The sequence below is a fragment of the Streptomyces sp. NPDC094143 genome (assembly GCF_040303825.1).
In the GTDB taxonomy this organism is placed as follows: domain Bacteria; phylum Actinomycetota; class Actinomycetes; order Streptomycetales; family Streptomycetaceae; genus Streptomyces.
Window position 1 is genome coordinate 1 of the sequence record NZ_JBEOTZ010000011.1, and the last position, 16888, is coordinate 16888.

Sequence of the window (16888 nt, forward strand, 5' to 3'; positions counted from 1 at the left end):
GTTGATCTTCTCGCCGCGGAACATGGCGTCCCGCAGCCCGAACACGTCGGTGGCCGCGGCCAGCTCCCGCAGCAGGGCCAGCGTCTCGTCGGTGATCAGGTGCTTGGAGTAGTCGATGCGCAGGTCGCCGACGCGCACGACGTAGCGCTCGGCGCGGCCCGGGTCCTGCGCGAACAGCTTCCGCAGGTCCGGCTGCGGCAGCGCGTCCGCGCGGTGGTTCTCCAGGGCGGCCCACTCGGGCCGCCGGGTGAGCCGGGGCGAGCCGGCGGGGGAGTCAGACATGAGCGGGGGTCTCCTCGGTCGCCTCGCCGTTCAGGGCGATGGCGTACATCTCGTCGGCGTCGAGGCGCCGCAGCTCCTCGGCGATCAGTTCGGACGTGGCACGGACCTTCAGCGCGAGGGTCCGGGACGGCTGGCCCGGCAGGGTCAGCGTGGCCAGCGGGCCCTCGGGGCGGTCGATGACGATCTCGCCGTTCTCGGTACCCAGGCGCACGGCCGTCACGACCGGCCCGGCGCTGACCACGCGGTCCACCCGGACGTGCAGCCGGGCCTCCAGCCAGCGGGCCAGCAGCTCGGCGGCGGGGTTCTCGGCCTCGGCCTCCACGGTCGCCGAGACCACCTTCGCCCGGGCCTGGTCCAGCGCCGCCGCCAGCATCGAACGCCAGGGCGTCAGCCGGGTCCAGGCCAGGTCCGTGTCGCCGGGCGCGTAGGAGCGGACCCGCCGCTGCAGGGTCCCGAGCGGGTCCTCGACGGCGTACAGGTCGGTGATCCGGCGCTGGGCCAGGGCTCCGAGCGGGTCCTTGGCGGGGTTGTCGGGGGCGTCCACCGGCCACCACACCACCACCGGCGCGTCCGGCAGCAGCAGCGGCAGCACGACCGAGTCGGCGTGGTCGGACACCTCGCCGTAGGTCCGCAGGATCACCGTCTCGCCGGTGCCCGCGTCGGCGCCCACCCGGACCTCGGCGTCCAGCCGGGAGGACTGGCGGTCGCGCGGGGTGCGGGCGTGACGCTTGATGACGACCAGGGTGCGCGAGGGGTGCTCGTGCGAGGCCTCCTCGGCCGCCTTGATCGCGTCGTAGGCGTTCTCCTCGTCCGTGACGATGACCATCGTCAGGACCATGCCCACGGCCGGTGTGCCGATGGCGCGGCGGCCCTGCACCAGCGCCTTGTTGATCTTGCTTGCCGTGGTGTCGGTCAGGTCGATCTTCATGGCCTGCGCCAGCTCCGTCCGTCTCGTGCGAGCATCTCGTCGGCTTCCGCGGGTCCCCAGGTGCCCGCGGCGTACTGCGCGGGCCGGCCGTGCGTGGCCCAGTACTGCTCGATCGGGTCGAGGATCTTCCAGGACTCTTCCACTTCCTGGTGACGCGGGAACAGGTTGGCGTCGCCCAGGAGGACGTCCAGGATCAGCCGTTCGTACGCCTCGGGGCTCGATTCGGTGAACGACTCGCCGTAGGCGAAGTCCATCGTCACGTCCCGGATCTCCATCGACGTGCCCGGCACCTTGGAGCCGAAGCGGACCGTCATGCCCTCGTCCGGCTGGACGCGGATGACGATCGCGTTGGCCCCCAGCTCCTCGGTCGCGGTGGAGTCGAAGGGGGAGTGCGGGGCGCGCTGGAAGACGACCGCGATCTCCGTGACCCGGCGGCCGAGCCGCTTGCCGGTGCGCAGGTAGAACGGCACGCCGGCCCAGCGGCGGTTGTCCACCTGGAGCCGGATCGCGGCGTAGGTGTCGGTCGTGGAGGACGGGTCGATGCCCTCCTCCTCCAGGTAGCCGCGCACCTTCTCGCCGCCCTGCCAGGCCGCCGCGTACTGCCCGCGCACGGTGCCCTGCCCCAGGTCCTGCGGCAGCCGCACGGCCTTGAGCACCTTCAGCTTCTCGGTGAGCAGCGAGGGGGCGTCGAAGGCGGCCGGCTCCTCCATCGCGGTGAGCGCCATCAGCTGCAGCAGGTGGTTCTGGATGACGTCACGGGCCGCGCCGATGCCGTCGTAGTAGCCGGCCCGGCCGCCGATGCCGATGTCCTCGGCCATGGTGATCTGCACATGGTCCACGAACGACCGGTTCCAGATCGGTTCGAACATCTGGTTGGCGAAGCGCAGGGCCAGGAGGTTCTGGACGGTCTCCTTGCCCAGGTAGTGGTCGATGCGGAAGACCTGCTCCGGGTCGAACACGTCGTGCACGATCCGGTTGAGCTCCTCGGCCGACTCCAGGTCGTGCCCGAACGGCTTTTCGATGACCGCGCGGCGCCAGGAGCCCTCCGGCGCGTCGGCCAGCTTGTGCTTCTTCAGCTGCTGGACGACCTTGGGGAAGAACCTCGGCGGCACCGAGAGGTAGAAGGCGTAGTTGCCGCTGGTGCCCCGGGAGGCGTCCAGCTCCTCCACGGCGGAGTGCAGCTGCTCGAACGCGTCGTCGTCGTCGAAGTCACCCGGGATGAACCGCATGCCCTCGGCGAGCTGCTGCCAGACCTCCTCGCGGAACGGCGTGCGGGCGTGCTCGCGCACCGCGTCGTGCACGACCTGCGCGAAGTCCTGGTCCTCCCAGTCCCGGCGGGCGAAGCCCACCAGCGAGAAGCCCGGCGGCAGCAGGCCGCGGTTGGCCAGGTCGTACACGGCCGGCATCAGCTTCTTGCGGGACAGGTCGCCGGTCACGCCGAAGATGACGAGCCCGGAGGGGCCCGCGATCCTGGGCAGACGGCGGTCCTGGGCGTCGCGCAAAGGGTTGACGAAGTCGGTGTCGGCCCGGACCGGGTGCGCGGCGGCCCGCGGTGTGCCGCCGTCACCGGCCTGTTCGCCCTCGTCCGGTTCCTGCGCGCCGCTCACCCCCGTCTGCTCGACCCCGGCCGCCTCCTGGGCCGCCCGGGCCTCCTTGTCCTCCTTGGTCCCCTTCGTCTCCTGCTCGGCCGTCCGGTGGATGCCCTCGCTCATTCCGCGTCAACTCCCATGCTGTTCAAGGACTTGGTGACCGCGTCCAGCAGGTCCTGCCAGGCCACCTCGAACTTGGCCACTCCCTCGTCCTCCAGTTGCCGCACCACCTCGTCGTATGCGATGCCGAGCCGTTCGACTGCCGCCAGGTCCGCCCGCGCCCGGTCGTAACCGCCGGTGACCGTGTCGCCCCGGACGTCGCCGTGGTCGGCGACGGCGTCCAGGGTGGCCTCCGGCATGGTGTTGACCGTGCCGGGGGCGACCAGCCCGTCCACGTACAGGGTGTCCGCGTAGGAGGGGTCCTTCACACCGGTGGAGGCCCAAAGGGGGCGCTGGCGGTTCGCCCCGGCCTCCTGAAGGGCCTGCCAGCGCGGCCCGATCGACGGGTTGGTGGTGACGCCGACGACTCCCTTGGTGCGCACGAGCTCGGCCAGGTTGCCGGACTCGATGCGCCGGCGGGACAGGTCGTCCAGCCAGATCGACACGCCCGCCTCGGACAGGCGCTTGAGTGCTCCCGCGCTCGCGGTTGCTTCGGTCACAGTGATCATCTTCCTTCGGGCGGCCGGATCAACCGCGCGCGGCGGCGAGGGATTCCCGGGCGGCCGCGACGACGTTCTCGGGGGTGAAGCCGTACTCGGCGAACAGCGTCCTGGCGTCGGCGGAGGCGCCGAAGTGCTCCAGCGAGACGATGCGTCCCGCGTCGCCGACGAACCGGTGCCAGGTCAGCCCGATCCCGGCCTCGACCGCGACCCGGGCCCGCACGGACGGCGGGAGCACGCTGTCGCGGTAGGCGCGCGGCTGCTGCTCGAACCACTCCACGGACGGCATCGACACCACCCGCGTGCCGATGCCCTCGGCCTGGAGCGCCTCGCGCGCGGCGACGGCGAGCTGTACCTCGGACCCGGTGGCGACGACGATCACGTCCGGCACCTCGGTGGAGGAGTCGGCGAGGACGTACCCGCCGCGCGCCGCGTCCGGGTTCGGCTCGTAGGTGGGCACGCCCTGGCGGGTGAGCGCGAGACCGTGCGGGGCGGGGTCGGTGGTGTGCCGCCGCAGGATCTCCGCCCAGACGACCGCGGTCTCGTTGGCGTCGGCGGGCCGTACGACGTTCAGCCCGGGGATGGCCCGCAGCGCGGCCAGGTGTTCCACCGGCTGGTGGGTCGGGCCGTCCTCGCCGAGACCGATCGAGTCGTGCGTCCACACGTACGTCACCGGCAGCTGCATCAGCGCCGACATGCGCACGGCGTTGCGCATGTAGTCGGAGAACACCAGGAACGTGCCGCCGTAGATCCGGGTGTTGCCGTGCAGGGCGATGCCGTTCATCTCCGCGGCCATGGAGAACTCGCGGATGCCGAAGTGCACGGTCCGGCCGTAGGGGTCGGCCTCCGGCAGCGGGTTGCCCCGCGGCAGGAAGGACGACGTCGTGTCGATGGTCGTGTTGTTCGAACCGGCCAGGTCGGCGGAGCCGCCCCACAGCTCGGGAACGACCGGGCCGAGCGCCTGGAGCACCTTGCCGGATGCGGCGCGGGTGGCGACCGCCTTGCCGGGTTCGAACACCGGCAGGGCGTCCTCCCAGCCCTCGGGCAGTTCGCCCTTGCCGACCCGGTCGAAGGTCGCGGCCCGCTCCGGGTTGCCGGCACGCCAGGCGACGATCCGCTTGTCCCAGGCGGCGTGCGCCCGGGCACCCCGGTCCAGTGCCGTGCGGGTGTGCGCCAGCACCTCGTCGGAGACCTCGAAGGTCTTCTCCGGGTCGAAGCCGAGGACGCGCTTGGTGGCGGCGACCTCCTCCTCGCCGAGGGCCGAGCCGTGGGACGCCTCGGTGTTCCGCGCGTTCGGGGCGGGCCAGGCGATGACCGTGCGCATCGCGATGATCGAGGGGCGCCCGGTCTCGGCCCGTGCCGCCCGCAGCGCCGCGTACAGCGCGCGCACGTCGATGTCGCCGTCCTCCTGCGGGGCGATCCGCTGCACGTGCCAGCCGTAGGCCTCGTACCGCTTCAGCACGTCCTCGGAGAACGCGGTGGCGGTGTCGCCCTCGATGGAGATGTGGTTGTCGTCGTAGAGGAGGACCAGGTTGCCGAGCCTCTGGTGCCCGGCGAGGGAGGAGGCCTCGGCGGAGACGCCCTCCTGGAGGTCGCCGTCGGAGACGATCGCCCAGATCGTGTGGTCGAAGGGCGACTCGCCCTCGGGCGCGTCCGGGTCGAACAGGCCGCGCTCGAAGCGGGCGGCCATCGCCATGCCGACCGCGTTGGCGACGCCCTGGCCCAGCGGGCCGGTGGTGGTCTCCACACCGGCGGTGTGGCCGTACTCGGGGTGGCCGGGCGTCTTCGAGCCGTGCGTGCGGAACGCCTTCAGGTCGTCCAGCTCCAGCTCGTAGCCCGCCAGGTACAGCTGCGTGTAGAGGGTCAGCGAGGTGTGGCCGGGGGAGAGGACGAAGCGGTCACGGCCCGTCCATTCGGGGTCGGCGGGGTCGTGCCGCATCACCTTCTGGAAGAGCGTGTAGGCGGCCGGCGCCAGGCTCATCGCGGTGCCGGGATGCCCGTTGCCGACCCGCTGGACGGCATCGGCCGCCAGGAGACGGGCGGTGTCGACGGCACGCCGGTCGAGATCGGTCCATTCGAAGCTGTCCGCTGTCTGCGTGCTCATCTTCAAGAAGTCCTCGATGGGAGCGGAGGGGCTGGTCTGACGCGTTCAAAACTAAAAGTCTGACTTTTTTGGCGGAAGGTCGCCGTGTGCCAGCCTGTGGTGAAAGTGGGACACCGGCAGGCGATGCGGCGCGGCACGACACGGCAACGGGGCGGTACGAGGCGGACATGGCGGACAGAAGCAGCCAAGGCGGCGACGGGATCAGAACGTTCCCCTTCCCGGTCGAGCTGAGCGTCGGCGGCGTCGGCATGCAGGTCGGCCCCATGGGCACCGGCCGCACCTGGCACGCCGAAGCGCCGCTGGAGCGCGTGCACCGCATCGACTTCCACGTCGTGATGCTGTTCGGCGAGGGCGGGGGCCCGGTCCGGCACATGGTCGACTTCACCGAGTGCGAGGCCGGTGCCGGGGACCTGCTGTGGATCCGCCCGGGGCAGGTCCACCGCTTCTCGCCCACCGACGAGTACCGCGGAACGGTGCTCACCATGCAACCGGGCTTTCTGCCCCGCTCGACCGTGGAGGCCACCGGCCTGTACCGCTACGACCTGCCGCCCCTGCTGCGCCCCGACGCGGCCCGGCTCGCCGGACTGTGCGCCGCGCTCGGCCAGTTGCGGCGCGAGTACGAAGACACGGCCACGCTGCCGCTGAGCCTGCACACCGCCGTCCTGCGCCACACCCTGACGGCGTTCCTGCTGCGCCTCGCGCACCTGGCCACGAGTTCGGCGGAGGCGGTGCGCCGGCAGACCGACTCGACGTTCACGCTGTTCCGGGACGCCGTGGAGCGGGACTTCGCCACCAATCACAGCGTCAGTGCCTACGCCGACGCGCTCGGTTACTCCCGCCGCACCCTGGTCCGCGCGGTCCGGGCCGCCACCGGCGAGACCCCCAAGTCCTTCATCGACAAACGCGTCGTCCTGGAGGCCAAACGCCTCCTCGCCCACACCGACCTGCCGATCGGCCGGGTGGGCGCGGCGGTCGGCTTCCCGGACGCCGCGAACTTCTCCAAGTTCTTCCACCAGCACACGGACCAGACCCCGGCGGCGTTCCGCGCCGAGCTGCGCTGAGGGCAGCGAGAGCCGAGCTGCGCCGAGGGCGGCGAAAAGGGGCTCCACGCGCGCGCGGAGCCCCCTGTGCCGGGCCGGGTCAGCGCCCGAACGTGAACCAGTTGACGTTCACGAAGTCCGCCGGCTGCCCGCTGGTGAAGGTCAGATACACGTCGTGGGTGCCCGTCACGGTACCGATGTTGGCGGGTATGGTCCGCCACGACTGCCAGCCACCGGTGTTGCCCACCGCGAAACTCCCGACAGGCGCGTTGCTCCGGCTGTCCAGCCGTACCTCGACCAGCCCGCTGACGCCGTTCGCGGCGCCGCTCGCGACCCGGGCGCTGAACTGCCGGGCCGCCGTGGAGCCGAAGTTCACGCCCTTGAACTGCAGCCAGTCACCGTTGGCCAGCGCGCCGACGTTCTGGCCGCCGCCGGAGTCGGTGGTCGTCTCGGTCATGGCGCCGGACTGGGCGTCGAACGACTCGGCCTGGATGGTGCCGTAGGCGTCGCGGTTGCCGGTGGGCGGGGGAGTGGTGCCGCCGCCCGAGGACAGCACCTGCACGTAGTCGACGACCATCGCGTGGCCGGGCTGTGTCCCGGCGTCCGGGCCGCCGCCGAACGCGTCGGGGAAGCCGCCGCCCATCGCCACGTTGAGGATGATGAAGAAGCCGTGGTCGGTGGCGTTCCGCCAGGTCGTGGCGTCGACCTGGTTGGCCCGCACGGTGTGGAAGCTGACGCCGTCGAGGTAGAAGCGGATCTCCTCGACGCTCGTCGAACGGTCCCACTCCATCCGGTACGTGTGGAAGCCCGCCTGGCAGGTGGTGCCCTGACAGGTGGTCGAGGAACCGATGCCGCTGGTCTCGTTGCAGGGCCCGCCCGGCGAGGTGCCGCAGTGCATCGTCGCGAACACCGTGTTCATGCCCTGGGTGTTCTCCATGATGTCCAGCTCGCCGACCGCCGGCCAGTTCCAGTAGTTGCCGCGGTAGGGCGCGCCCAGCATCCAGAACGCCGGCCAGTAGCCCTTGGCGGCGGCCCCGGTGACGTTCGGCACCTGGATGCGCGACTCGACGCGGAGCTTGCCGCCGGCCGGGGGCTGGAAGTCGGTGCGGTTGGTCTCGATGCGGCCGGAGGTCCAGTTGCCGGCGGCGTCCCGGCGGGGCGTGATGCGCAGGTTGCCGCTGCCGTCGAGGGAGACGTTGTCCGTGCTGCTCGTCATCGTCTCGATCTCGCCGGTGCCCCAGTTGGCGGGGCCGCCCGGGTATCCCTTGCCGGTGGCGTACTGCCAGTTGGAGGTGTTGACGCCGCTGCCGGCCGGGCCGGTGAAGTCGTCGAGGAACACTTGCGTCCAGCCCGAGGGGGGCGGCGGGGCCGAGGCGTTGGCCGAAGGGGTGGCGACCGCGGCGGCGGCAGCCGCGAGGCCGAGCGTGCTGACGACGGCGACGAACGCCCGTCGGAAGGGGCGGGATCTGCGGGAGGTGCTTGAGGTTCCGCTCATGTGGGGGCCTCTCGGGGAAGGGGTGAGAGCGCTCTCAAAGTGCCGTCAATGTGCTCCACCGCAGACGAGTCGTCAAGGGATGAACCAAGAAAAGCGCGCGGGCGGCCGCCGGCTGCAGAGTCTGAACGAAGAAGACCGCGAGTCAGCCGCAGGCCCTCTCGTCGTCCGCCCCGGCCGGCTCGGCGGACCATCGCTTCACGTACCGGCCCACCGCGTCGTCCATGATCAGCATGAGAAGGACACAGACGCCCAGCGTCCACTCGGGGAAGCCGGACGCGGCACAGATGACGACGAGGGGCATCCCCACGACGGCCATCAGCAGCCACCGCAACCCGTGCTGCCACCACCGGTGCGCCGCCAGCCACCGAGCCCACCGCCGCGCCCTGTCCGACCGTGCCATCCCGGTCTCCCCCCGTCGAGCACCTCGCAGGGTTCGACTCCCGCCGGGTCGCGACGGTTGCCCTCCGCGTTGTTGAAACGGGCCCGGCGGGGCACTCGGGACGCACTACCGGTCGAGGCAGCAGGAGGCACCCGTGGCCGTACGCCATCACCTGATCCGAGTCCCGCCGAGTGCCGTGTGGGACGTCCTCGCCGACGGCGACCGCTACGGGGAGTGGGTGGTGGGGACCTCCGGGTCCCACCCGGTACGCGGGCACTGGCCGCACAAGGACGCCGCGATCCGTTACCGGGTCCGGCTCGGCCCGGTGCGGCTGGACAACGAGACGACCGTCCGCCACTGCGAGGAGGGCAGCCGACTGGAGCTGGAGGCCCACGCCGGTGCGCTCGGCACCGCGCGCATCGCCATCGAGCTGCGGCCCTGGGGTGAGGACTGCCTGGTCATCGTGGACGAACATCCCCTGCGCGGCGCGGGCGGCCGGCTGCACAACGTCGGCTTCGAGGCGCTCATCCAGCTGCGCCACCGTGCCATGCTGGCCCGGCTGGCCCGCTTGTGCGAGGACCAGGCGGGGGTGGGAGCGGAGCGCGGCCGCGCCCTGGGCCAGGTGACCGTGGGCTCCCACGCGGACGGGGGCCGGCATGCCTGACGCCGTGGTGATCGGCGCGGGACCCAACGGCCTGGTGGCCGCGAATCTCCTGGCGGACGCCGGGTGGAGCGTGCAGGTGCTGGAGGAGCAGCCCGAACCGGGCGGCGCGGTGCGCCACGACCGGGGCGTCGACCCCGCGTTCGTCAGTGACCTGTTCAGCTCCTTCTACCCCCTCGCCGCGGCCTCTCCGGTCCTGGACAGCCTGCGTCTGCACGACCACGGACTGCGCTGGAGCCACGCGCCCAGCGTGGTGGCGCACCCGCTCACCGACGGAAGCTGCGCCGTCCTGGGCCGCGACGTCGACGCCACCGCCGCCTCCCTCGACGCCTTCGACCCGGCCGACGGTGACGCCTGGCGGCGGCTGCACGACGTGTGGCAGGGCCTGCGCACCGACCTCCTGGACGCGCTGTTCACCCCGTTCCCGCCGGTGCGCGCGACAGCCCGGCTCGCGCTGCGGCTGCGCGCGGCGGGCGGCCTGCGCATGGCCCGGTCCCTGGTGCTGCCGGTGCGCCGCCTGGGGGAGGAGGAGTTCCGCGGCGAGGGCGGCCGGCTGCTGCTGGCCGGCAACGCCCTGCACGCCGACCTCGCTCCCGAGTCCGCCGGCAGCGGCGGCTTCGGCTGGCTGATGGCCATGCTGGGGCAGACCTACGGCTTTCCCGTCCCGGAGGGCGGCTCCGGCGCGCTGACCGCGGCCCTGGTGCGCCGCCTGGAGAGCAGGGGCGGCCGGGTGCGTTGCGGGCAGCGCGTCGAGCGGATCGTCGTCCGTGGCGGGCGCGCCCTCGGGGTGCGCACGGCGGCCGGTGACGCGGTGCGCGCTCGCCGGGCGGTGCTCGCGGACGTCTCGGTGCCCGCCCTGTACGGCGAGCTCGTCGAGCCGGAGCACCTGCCCGCGCAGCTCCTTGCGGACCTGCGGCGCTTCCAGTGGGACTTCGCCACCTTCAAGGTCGACTGGGCGCTGGACGGACCGGTGCCCTGGCAGGCCGAGCAGGCGTCCCGCGCCGGAACCGTGCACCTCGCCGACGGCGTGGACGAGCTCACCCGCTTCACCGCGCAGATCGCCATGCGGCAGGTCCCGGACCGCCCGTTCGTCGTCTTCGGCCAGATGACCACCTCCGACGCCACCCGCTCCCCGCAGGGCACCGAGTCGGCCTGGGCCTACACCCACATCCCGCACGAGATCCGGGCCGACGCGGGTGACCAGGGCATCACCGGCGACTGGTCCGCCAGGGACCAGGAGCTCTTCGCCGACCGGGTCGAACGCCAGGTGGAGCGGTTCGCGCCCGGCTTCCGCGACCGGATCCGGGCCCGCCGCATCCTGGCGCCCCCGACGCTTCAGGCCATGGACGCCAATCTGCCGGGCGGCGCCATCAACGGCGGGACGACCGCGATGCACCAGCAGCTCTTCTTCCGCCCCCTGCCGGGCACCGGCCGTCCGGAGACGCCGGTGCCCGGTCTGTTCCTCGCCTCCTCGGGAGCCCACCCGGGAGGCGGGGTGCACGGCGCGCCCGGGGCCAACGCCGCCCGGGCCGCGCTGCGCCGCAACCTGCCGCCCGGCCTGGCCCGGGCGCAACGGGTCCTGGCCGGCCGCGACCGCGCCGGAACCAGGCGCTGAACCCCCAGCCCCGGCAGCCGGGAAGGCAGGGCAGCCATGCACAGCAGTCCACTCGCCGACCGCATGGTCGTCATCACCGGAGCCGCCCGCGGTGTCGGCGCCGCGCTGGCCCGCGAGACAGCGCGGCGCGGCGCCCGGGTGGCGCTGCTCGGGCACGAGAGGGCCGCCCTGGAGGCGCTGGCCGCCTCCCTGCCGGGCCCGGCGCTGGCCGTGGAGGTCGACGTCACCGACCTCCCCGCCCTCCACGCGGCGGCCCGCACCGTGCGCGACGGACTCGGCCGCCCCTCGGCGGTGGTGGCGAACGCCGGCGTCGCCGAGGGCGGCGCGTTCCTGGACTCCGATCCGGACGTCTGGCGGCGGGTGATCGACGTCAACCTCACCGGCAGCGCCCACACGGCCCGGGCGTTCCTGCCGGACCTCCTCGACACCGCGGGCTACTTCCTCCAGGTCGCCTCGCTGGCGTCCATCGCCGCCGCCCCGCTGATGAGCGCCTACTGCGCCTCAAAGGCGGGCGTGGAGGCCTTCACGCACGCGCTGGGGGCGGAGGTGGCGCACCGAGGCGTCGGCGTCGGCATCGCCTACATCAACTGGACGGACACCGACATGATCCGCGACGCGGACCGTTACGACGTCCTGCGGGAACTGCGCGCCCACATGCCCCCGCCGGCCCGGCGCGTGTATCCCGTGGACGTGGTCGCCGCCCGCCTGGCCGGATGCCTGGAGCGCCGCCGCACGGCGGTGTACGCGCCCGCCTGGCTCCGGCTGACGCAACCGGTGCGCTCGGCCGTGCCGCCCGTGGTGCTGCGGGTGGCCCGCCGCGAACTGCCCCGCCTGGAGGCCGCCGGCCCCCTCCGCTGCACCGGGCTGCTCGGCGCGGGCGGCCGGGCCGACCGGGCGGCGGCCAAGCACCGGTCCTGACCGCCGCGGCCCGCCGGGCCCGTCAGCCGCGGACATGACGGACACTGGTTGGCAGGGGAAGGGAGGCCGACCGTGCTGACCGGAGTTCGAGAACACCTGGGCCAGGCCCTGTTCCGCCGTGTAGCGGGACCCGGCGGGCCGCAGGCCCGTGCCCGTATCCACCACACGCCCGGACCGCGCTGGTTCGGGCCCGACCGGCCGATCCGCACGGTCCACGGTGACGCCTCGATGTTCATCGGCGGGCTGACCGCGCTGCTGCTGCAGTCCCTGCACCCGCTCGCGATGGCGGCGGTCGCCGGGCACTCCGGCTACCGCGGCGACCCGTGGGGCCGCCTGCAGCGCACCAGCACCTTCCTGGCCGTGACCACCTACGGCACCGCCGAGGACGCCCGGCGGGCCGTCGACCAGGTCCGCGGCATCCACCAACGGATCCGCGGCACGACCGCGCAGGGCGAGCCGTACCACGCGGCCGACCCGCACCTGCTCGCCTGGGTGCACGCCGCCGAGACGGACAGCTTCCTGCGCGCCCACGAACGTTACGGGGCCCGGCCCCTGGACGCCTCCGGCTACGACGCCTACGTCGCCGACACCGCCCGCGTCGCCGAGGCCCTGGGCGCCGAGGACCCGCCGCGCGACCGCCGCGAGCTGTCCGAGCGGCTGACCGCCTACCGGCCCGAGCTGCGGGCCACGCCCGAGGCCCGGGCGGCGGCCCGCTTCCTGCTCTTCCAGCCGCCCCTGCCCCTGGCCGTGCGGCCCTTCTACGGGGGCCTGGTGGCCAACGCCGTCACGCTGCTGCCGCCCTGGGCGCGCGGCATGCTGTGGCTGCCCCGGGTGCCGGTCGTCGAGACCCTCGCCGTCCGCCCCACCGGGCATGCCCTGACCCGGACCATCCGCTGGGCGATGACCCCGGGCCGTCAGGCGTCAGGGCTGCCACCCCAGCGCACGTGAGACGCCCCGTGCCGCCAGCCGCACCGCCGGGGCCAGCACCGGGACCTGGGCGTCCGCGTACGGCACGACGACGGACACGGCGGCGGTGACCGTACCGTCGGCGCCGCGCACCGGTGCGGCCACCGACAGCGCGTCCCCGGTGACCTGACGGTCGCTCACGGCGACCCCGGACCTCCAGCACCCGCCGCAGCCGCGCCGGGTCGGTGATCGGGTACGGGGTGAAGGCGGCGAGTTCCCCCGCGCCGTGCTCGTCCTGGAGGTCCGGGCCGCCGTGGGCCAGCAGGGCGAGTCCGACGCCGGTGGCCGGACGCCGACCTGTCCGCGCTCTCCTGCGGCCGCAGATACGGCGTGAACAGCTCGTCCACCGCCAGCGCGTGATGGCCGACGGGCGCGCCCGCGGTCCGGTCCGGATACGACTCCCAGAGGCCGTGCCCGAACCACTCCCCCAGGGTGAGCCCTTGGACCGTCTCGAACATCGACCCGACCCGGGCCACGTCGTGCAGCGTCCCGGGCAGCTCGGCGCGCTCCTCGACGAGCAGCCCGTCCTCGACCGCCGTGAGCACCTGCTCGTGCCGGACGGTGCCGCCCGGGCAGAGGTGGTCGGCGACCACCGTCACCCGGCCCGGTTCACGCCGTACGGCCACGACCTCGCGGGTGGGCCGGTCCAGCCCCCGGTCGCGCAGCGGCCCGCCATGCCGCCCGGTTCGTCGTTTGTCGGTGGGTGCCCGCCACAGGGACAGCGCGGCGCGGCCGTCAGCAGCGGATGGACCAGCAGCCCGTCCTCGTCGACGTCGACCGCGCGGCCCGCCACGGGGGCGCGCACCTCGGGGGGCGCCGCCGCAGCCGCACCCGGGGCAGGCACACGACCGTGCCGCGCGGCGCCCACGGCTAGTCGCGAGCCGTCGTGACGCGCAGCGTCAGCCACGCCTCGCCGCCGTCCTCCGGCAGCGCGAACGGCGGCGGCACCGCGGCCGTCTCGCCCGGCCGCAGATCGAGAAGCTCCCCGGACGCCGGCCCACGGCGTTCATCGGCAGCCGCCCCCAGGAGGTCACCTCGGGTGCCTCCCAGGGGGCGCAGGGCGATCAGGGGATCGCTCGTCATCCGCGGACGGCTCCCTTCGCGAGGTCGCCGATGATCTGCCGGGCGCCGAGGGCGAACACGATCAGCAGGGGCACGAGCGCGAGCAGCGCACCGGTCATCACCATGCCGTAGTCGGTCGTGCCGTGGGTGCCGTTGAGCTGGGACAGCGCGACCTGGAGGGTGACGTTGTCCGGGTCGGTCAGGGCGATCAGCGGCCAGGCGTAGTCGTTCCACTGGCCCATGAAGGTGAAGATGCCGAGGAAGGCCAGCCCGGGACGGACCACCGGCAGCGCCACGTGCCAGTACTGGCGCAGGAACCCGGCCCCGTCGAGCCTGGAGGCGTCGATGAGTTCGTCGTGGATGGCGCTCCTCATGTACTGGCGCATCCAGAAGATGCCGAACGCGTTGGCCGCCGCCGGCACGATCAGCGACGTCATCGACCCGATCCAGCCCAGCTTCGCCATGATCACGAACTGCGGGATGGCCTGGAGCTGCATCGGCACCATGAAGATGAGCATCAGCAGCGCGAACAGCGCCCGCTTGCCGGGGAAGTCGAACTTGGCGAAGACGAACGCCGCGAGCGAGTCGAAGAACAGCACCAGCGCCGTCACACAGACCGCGACCAGCAGCGAGTTCAGCAGCGAACCGAAGAAGTCCACGGTGTCGAGGAGGTTGCGGACGTTCTCGGTGAAGTGCGAGCCCGGCAGCAGCTTGGGCGGGTAGGAGAAGATCTCGGTCGACGTGTGCGTCGACATGATGACGGCCCAGTAGAAGGGGAAGGCCGACAGCAGCAGGCCGGACACGAGCACCGCGTGCAGTGCGACGCCCCGGCCGCGGGGACCCTTGGTGGATGCCATGGTGACCGTGTCTCCCTAGTCTTCGCCCCGGCGCCGCACCAGGCGCCAGTTGATGATCGAGAAGAGGACGACGACGAGGAAGATGCCCCAGGCCACGGCCGCGCCGTAGCCGAAGTCGTTGTTGTCGAACGTCTGCTGGAAGAAGTAGAGGACCATCGTCCGGCCGGCGTGGTCGGGGCCGCCCGAGAACGTGGACTCGTTCGCCGTGGTCTGCAGCAGCACCTGCGGTTCGGCGAAGCTCTGCAGTCCGGTGACCGTCGAGACGACCAGCACGAACAGCAGGGTCGGCCGCAGCAGCGGCAGCGTGACCCTCAGGAAGGTCTGCACCGGGCCGGCGCCGTCGATCCGGGCCGCCTCGTAGAGGTCGCTCGGGATGGTCTGCAGCCCGGCGAGGAAGATGATCGCGTTGTAGCCGGTCCACTGCCAGGTCATCAGCGTCGCGATGGCGACCTTGATGCCCCACGGCGTGTTCAGCCACGCCACCTGGTCCAGGCCCACCGCCTGCAACAGGGCGTTCATCAGGCCGAAGTCGGTGGAGAACACCGAGCCGAAGACGATCGCCACGGCGACGATCGAGGTGACGTTGGGCAGGAAGTACGCGAACCGGTAGACGTTCTTGAAACGGACCGCCGAGTTGAGCATCACGGCCGTCACCATCGCCAGGAGGATCATGGGGAAGGTGGCCAGCGCCCAGATGATCAGCGTGTTCCCGATGGAGCTCCAGAAGTCGGTGTCGGTGAGCAGGTAGCGGAACTGCGCCAGGCCCGCCCACTCCATCGGGCCCAGACCGTCCCAGCGGTGGAGGGACAGGTAGAGCGAGAAGCCGACGGGATCAGACCGAAGCAGAGGAAGAGCAGGTAGAACGGGGAGATCGCGGCGTACAGCCGCCAGTGGCTCACCACGCCCTTGCGCCGGTGGACGGCCGGCGTTCCGGTCACGGCCGCCGGGGGCTTGTCGAGCGCGGGTGCGGTGGCCATCAGTAGCTCACCCCCAGGTGGTCGGCGATCCGCCGGCACTTGCCCATGGCGTCCCTCCAGGCCTTGTCCGGGTCCTTGCCGAGGACGCCGACGTTCTTGATCTCGTCGCGGACGGGCTGCCCGAGCGCGATGTCGTACGGGCTGTTGTAGGCCACCGGGATCTTCTCGGCCGCCGGGCCGTAGACGTCCATGGTGATCTGGCCGCCGAAGAACGGATCCGGTTCCCGCAGCTTCCGCATCCCGTACGAGGCGGGGGTGGACGGGAAGAGACCGGCGTCGACGAAGCCCTGTGCCTGGTTGTCCGCGTCGAGCATCCAACTGATGATCTCGAAGGCCCGCTCGGGCTCCCGGCACGCCCTGGTGATCGCCAGGAAGGAGCCGCCGACGTTGGAGGGGCCTCCCGGGCAGTCGGCCACGCGCCATCTGCCCTTGGTCTTCGGCAGGCCGAGCTTGAGGTCGCCGGCGGCCCAGGAGGCGTTGAGCTGGCTGGGCAGCAGCCCCCGCTCGGCGGCGGAGTTCCAGTCCGGGGTGCCGCTGACGATGTGAGACACCAGCCCGCGCCGCTTGGCCTCCACGGCACGGTCCCAGCAGGCGCGCACCTGCTCGCCGTCGCCGATGAAGTGCCGGTCCCTGTCGACGAACCGGGTGGTGCCCTGCCCGAGCGACATCTCGAAGACGCTGCCGGCGTCGGTGAGCAGGAACGCCCCGCGCACCCGCCGCTTCAGCTGCTCGCCGGCCGCGAAGAACTTCTCCCACGTGTCCAGCTCCCGGGACACGTCGGCCGGCTCGTGGGGCAGCCCCGCCTTGTCGAACACGGCCGGCTGGTAGTAGTGCACGACCGGGCCCACGTCGATCGGGAAGCCGACCAGGGAGCCGTCGTCCGCCACGCCCTGCTGCCACTTCCAGTCCAGGTAGCGGCCCTTGAGCCGCTCGGCGCCCAGTGTCCGCAGGTCCACGAACTGGTCGGCGTTCGGCAGGTAGGAGGCCATGTCCTCGCCCTTGAGCCCCGCGATGTCGGGGATGTGGGCGCGGCCGGCCAGCGTGGTGATCAGCTTGGACCGGTAGTAGCCGCCGATCTGCTGGGCCTTGAGGCTGACGTCCTTGCCGTAGCGGGCCTCGGCCGCCTTGACGACGGTGTCGCTGAGACCGCCGCTCCAGTACCACAGGACCATGTTCCGGCCGGTCGAGCCGGCCGGGACGGCGCAGCCGGTCGCCAGGCCGCCCAATGCCGTGGCGGCCGCACCGGCCAGGCCCGCGCGCAGCAGGCCTCTTCGTGAGAGCCGCACAGCTCCCACCGCCTTTCGGATCTGTTCGTGATGTCGCTTGGGAAGGGCACGTGAGGGGGCGTGGGGGAGG

General features: G+C 72.5%; 15 protein-coding genes and 4 pseudogenes. 6 read left to right on the plus strand and 13 right to left on the minus strand.

Features of this window, described 5'->3' with window-relative positions; translation table 11 throughout:
* The 5 genes and pseudogenes from ABTZ58_RS16360 to tkt form a co-directional block, all read right to left on the minus strand.
* On the minus strand, positions 1–282 hold a 282-nt coding region (locus ABTZ58_RS16360; protein ID WP_502996077.1), incomplete at its 3' end, for a phosphoglucose isomerase-related protein.
* A complete protein-coding gene (opcA, locus tag ABTZ58_RS16365) occupies positions 275–1210 on the minus strand; it encodes a glucose-6-phosphate dehydrogenase assembly protein OpcA (RefSeq protein ID WP_351356170.1) in 936 nt (311 codons plus the stop codon). The genes opcA and ABTZ58_RS16360, both read right to left, overlap by 8 nt.
* Complete coding sequence (gene zwf, locus ABTZ58_RS16370; RefSeq protein WP_351356173.1) at positions 1207–2922, minus strand: glucose-6-phosphate dehydrogenase; 1716 nt, start codon at positions 2920–2922, stop codon at positions 1207–1209. Before zwf ends, opcA begins: the two co-directional genes overlap by 4 nt.
* Positions 2919–3290: pseudogene (locus tag ABTZ58_RS16375) on the minus strand (transaldolase family protein); the annotation flags it as partial. The pseudogene ABTZ58_RS16375 and the gene zwf, both read right to left, overlap by 4 nt.
* Before the next feature lie 196 nt (positions 3291–3486).
* Positions 3487–5562: a transketolase gene (tkt, locus tag ABTZ58_RS16380; RefSeq protein ID WP_351356179.1), complete on the minus strand. Its 2076-nt coding sequence runs from the start codon at positions 5560–5562 to the stop codon at positions 3487–3489.
* Positions 5563–5729: 167 nt separating this feature from the next.
* On the opposite strand from tkt, the gene ABTZ58_RS16385 reads away from it, so the two are divergent.
* The gene (locus ABTZ58_RS16385) at positions 5730–6623 is read left to right on the plus strand and encodes a helix-turn-helix domain-containing protein (protein WP_351356182.1); all 894 of its coding nucleotides are present in this window, start codon (positions 5730–5732) and stop codon (positions 6621–6623) included.
* A 79-nt stretch (positions 6624–6702) separates the two neighbouring features.
* On the opposite strand, the gene ABTZ58_RS16390 is transcribed toward ABTZ58_RS16385, so the two are convergent.
* Both ABTZ58_RS16390 and ABTZ58_RS16395 read right to left on the minus strand, forming a co-directional pair.
* Positions 6703–8097 (minus strand): glycoside hydrolase family 16 protein, encoded by a 1395-nt coding sequence (locus ABTZ58_RS16390; protein ID WP_351356185.1) that lies wholly within the window; start codon positions 8095–8097, stop codon positions 6703–6705.
* A 142-nt stretch (positions 8098–8239) separates the two neighbouring features.
* A complete protein-coding gene (locus tag ABTZ58_RS16395) occupies positions 8240–8497 on the minus strand; it encodes a hypothetical protein (RefSeq protein ID WP_351356188.1) in 258 nt (85 codons plus the stop codon).
* A gap of 133 nt (positions 8498–8630) precedes the next feature.
* Between ABTZ58_RS16395 and ABTZ58_RS16400 the strand changes: the two genes are divergently transcribed.
* The 4 genes from ABTZ58_RS16400 (at position 8631) to ABTZ58_RS16415 (ending at position 12618) form a co-directional block, all read left to right on the plus strand.
* On the plus strand, positions 8631–9140 hold the full coding sequence (locus tag ABTZ58_RS16400) for an SRPBCC family protein (RefSeq protein ID WP_351356191.1): 510 nt from the start codon (positions 8631–8633) through the stop codon (positions 9138–9140).
* Positions 9133–10752: a phytoene desaturase family protein gene (locus ABTZ58_RS16405; protein ID WP_351356194.1), complete on the plus strand. Its 1620-nt coding sequence runs from the start codon at positions 9133–9135 to the stop codon at positions 10750–10752. Before ABTZ58_RS16400 ends, ABTZ58_RS16405 begins: the two co-directional genes overlap by 8 nt.
* A gap of 36 nt (positions 10753–10788) precedes the next feature.
* The gene (locus ABTZ58_RS16410) at positions 10789–11670 is read left to right on the plus strand and encodes an SDR family oxidoreductase (protein WP_351356197.1); all 882 of its coding nucleotides are present in this window, start codon (positions 10789–10791) and stop codon (positions 11668–11670) included.
* 72 nt (positions 11671–11742) lie between these two features.
* Complete coding sequence (locus ABTZ58_RS16415; RefSeq protein WP_351356199.1) at positions 11743–12618, plus strand: oxygenase MpaB family protein; 876 nt, start codon at positions 11743–11745, stop codon at positions 12616–12618.
* Here the strand turns inward: ABTZ58_RS16415 and ABTZ58_RS16420 are convergent.
* Positions 12592–12922: pseudogene (locus ABTZ58_RS16420) on the minus strand (IclR family transcriptional regulator domain-containing protein); the annotation flags it as partial. The gene ABTZ58_RS16415 and the pseudogene ABTZ58_RS16420 overlap by 27 nt on opposite strands.
* Before the next feature lie 67 nt (positions 12923–12989).
* Positions 12990–13358, minus strand: a pseudogene (locus ABTZ58_RS40185) (beta-galactosidase small subunit-related protein); the annotation flags it as partial.
* Positions 13359–13381: 23 nt separating this feature from the next.
* On the opposite strand from ABTZ58_RS40185, the gene ABTZ58_RS40190 reads away from it, so the two are divergent.
* On the plus strand, positions 13382–13510 hold the full coding sequence (locus tag ABTZ58_RS40190; RefSeq protein WP_502996078.1) for a hypothetical protein: 129 nt from the start codon (positions 13382–13384) through the stop codon (positions 13508–13510).
* Here the strand turns inward: ABTZ58_RS40190 and ABTZ58_RS40195 are convergent.
* The 4 genes and pseudogenes from ABTZ58_RS40195 to ABTZ58_RS16440 form a co-directional block, all read right to left on the minus strand.
* A complete protein-coding gene (locus ABTZ58_RS40195) occupies positions 13507–13719 on the minus strand; it encodes a hypothetical protein (RefSeq protein WP_502996079.1) in 213 nt (70 codons plus the stop codon). The two genes, ABTZ58_RS40190 and ABTZ58_RS40195, sit on opposite strands and share 4 nt — an antisense overlap.
* Positions 13716–14555 carry a carbohydrate ABC transporter permease gene (locus ABTZ58_RS16430; protein ID WP_351356202.1) on the minus strand — a complete coding sequence of 280 codons (840 nt, stop codon included), beginning with the start codon at positions 14553–14555 and terminating at the stop codon, positions 13716–13718. Before ABTZ58_RS16430 ends, ABTZ58_RS40195 begins: the two co-directional genes overlap by 4 nt.
* 15 nt (positions 14556–14570) lie before the next feature.
* Positions 14571–15532 (minus strand): annotated as a pseudogene (locus ABTZ58_RS16435) (carbohydrate ABC transporter permease).
* Positions 15532–16818, minus strand: a complete 1287-nt coding sequence (locus tag ABTZ58_RS16440; RefSeq protein ID WP_351356205.1) for an ABC transporter substrate-binding protein — start codon at positions 16816–16818, stop codon at positions 15532–15534. Before ABTZ58_RS16440 ends, ABTZ58_RS16435 begins: the two are co-directional and overlap by 1 nt.
* Between the last annotated feature and the right edge of the window lie 70 nt (positions 16819–16888).

Excerpts from the sequence above, each read along its gene's own strand:
- opcA (WP_351356170.1), bottom strand. The coding sequence starts at position 1,210 with ATGAAGATCGACCTGACCGACACCACGGCAAGCAAGATCAACAAGGCG.
- zwf (WP_351356173.1), bottom strand. The coding sequence starts at position 2,922 with ATGAGCGAGGGCATCCACCGGACGGCCGAGCAGGAGACGAAGGGGACC.
- tkt (WP_351356179.1), bottom strand. The coding sequence starts at position 5,562 with ATGAGCACGCAGACAGCGGACAGCTTCGAATGGACCGATCTCGACCGG.
- ABTZ58_RS16385 (WP_351356182.1), top strand. The coding sequence starts at position 5,730 with ATGGCGGACAGAAGCAGCCAAGGCGGCGACGGGATCAGAACGTTCCCC.
- ABTZ58_RS16390 (WP_351356185.1), bottom strand. The coding sequence starts at position 8,097 with ATGAGCGGAACCTCAAGCACCTCCCGCAGATCCCGCCCCTTCCGACGG.
- ABTZ58_RS16395 (WP_351356188.1), bottom strand. The coding sequence starts at position 8,497 with ATGGCACGGTCGGACAGGGCGCGGCGGTGGGCTCGGTGGCTGGCGGCG.
- ABTZ58_RS16405 (WP_351356194.1), top strand. The coding sequence starts at position 9,133 with ATGCCTGACGCCGTGGTGATCGGCGCGGGACCCAACGGCCTGGTGGCC.
- ABTZ58_RS16410 (WP_351356197.1), top strand. The coding sequence starts at position 10,789 with ATGCACAGCAGTCCACTCGCCGACCGCATGGTCGTCATCACCGGAGCC.
- ABTZ58_RS40190 (WP_502996078.1), top strand. The coding sequence starts at position 13,382 with ATGGACCAGCAGCCCGTCCTCGTCGACGTCGACCGCGCGGCCCGCCAC.
- ABTZ58_RS40195 (WP_502996079.1), bottom strand. The coding sequence starts at position 13,719 with ATGACGAGCGATCCCCTGATCGCCCTGCGCCCCCTGGGAGGCACCCGA.
- ABTZ58_RS16430 (WP_351356202.1), bottom strand. The coding sequence starts at position 14,555 with ATGGCATCCACCAAGGGTCCCCGCGGCCGGGGCGTCGCACTGCACGCG.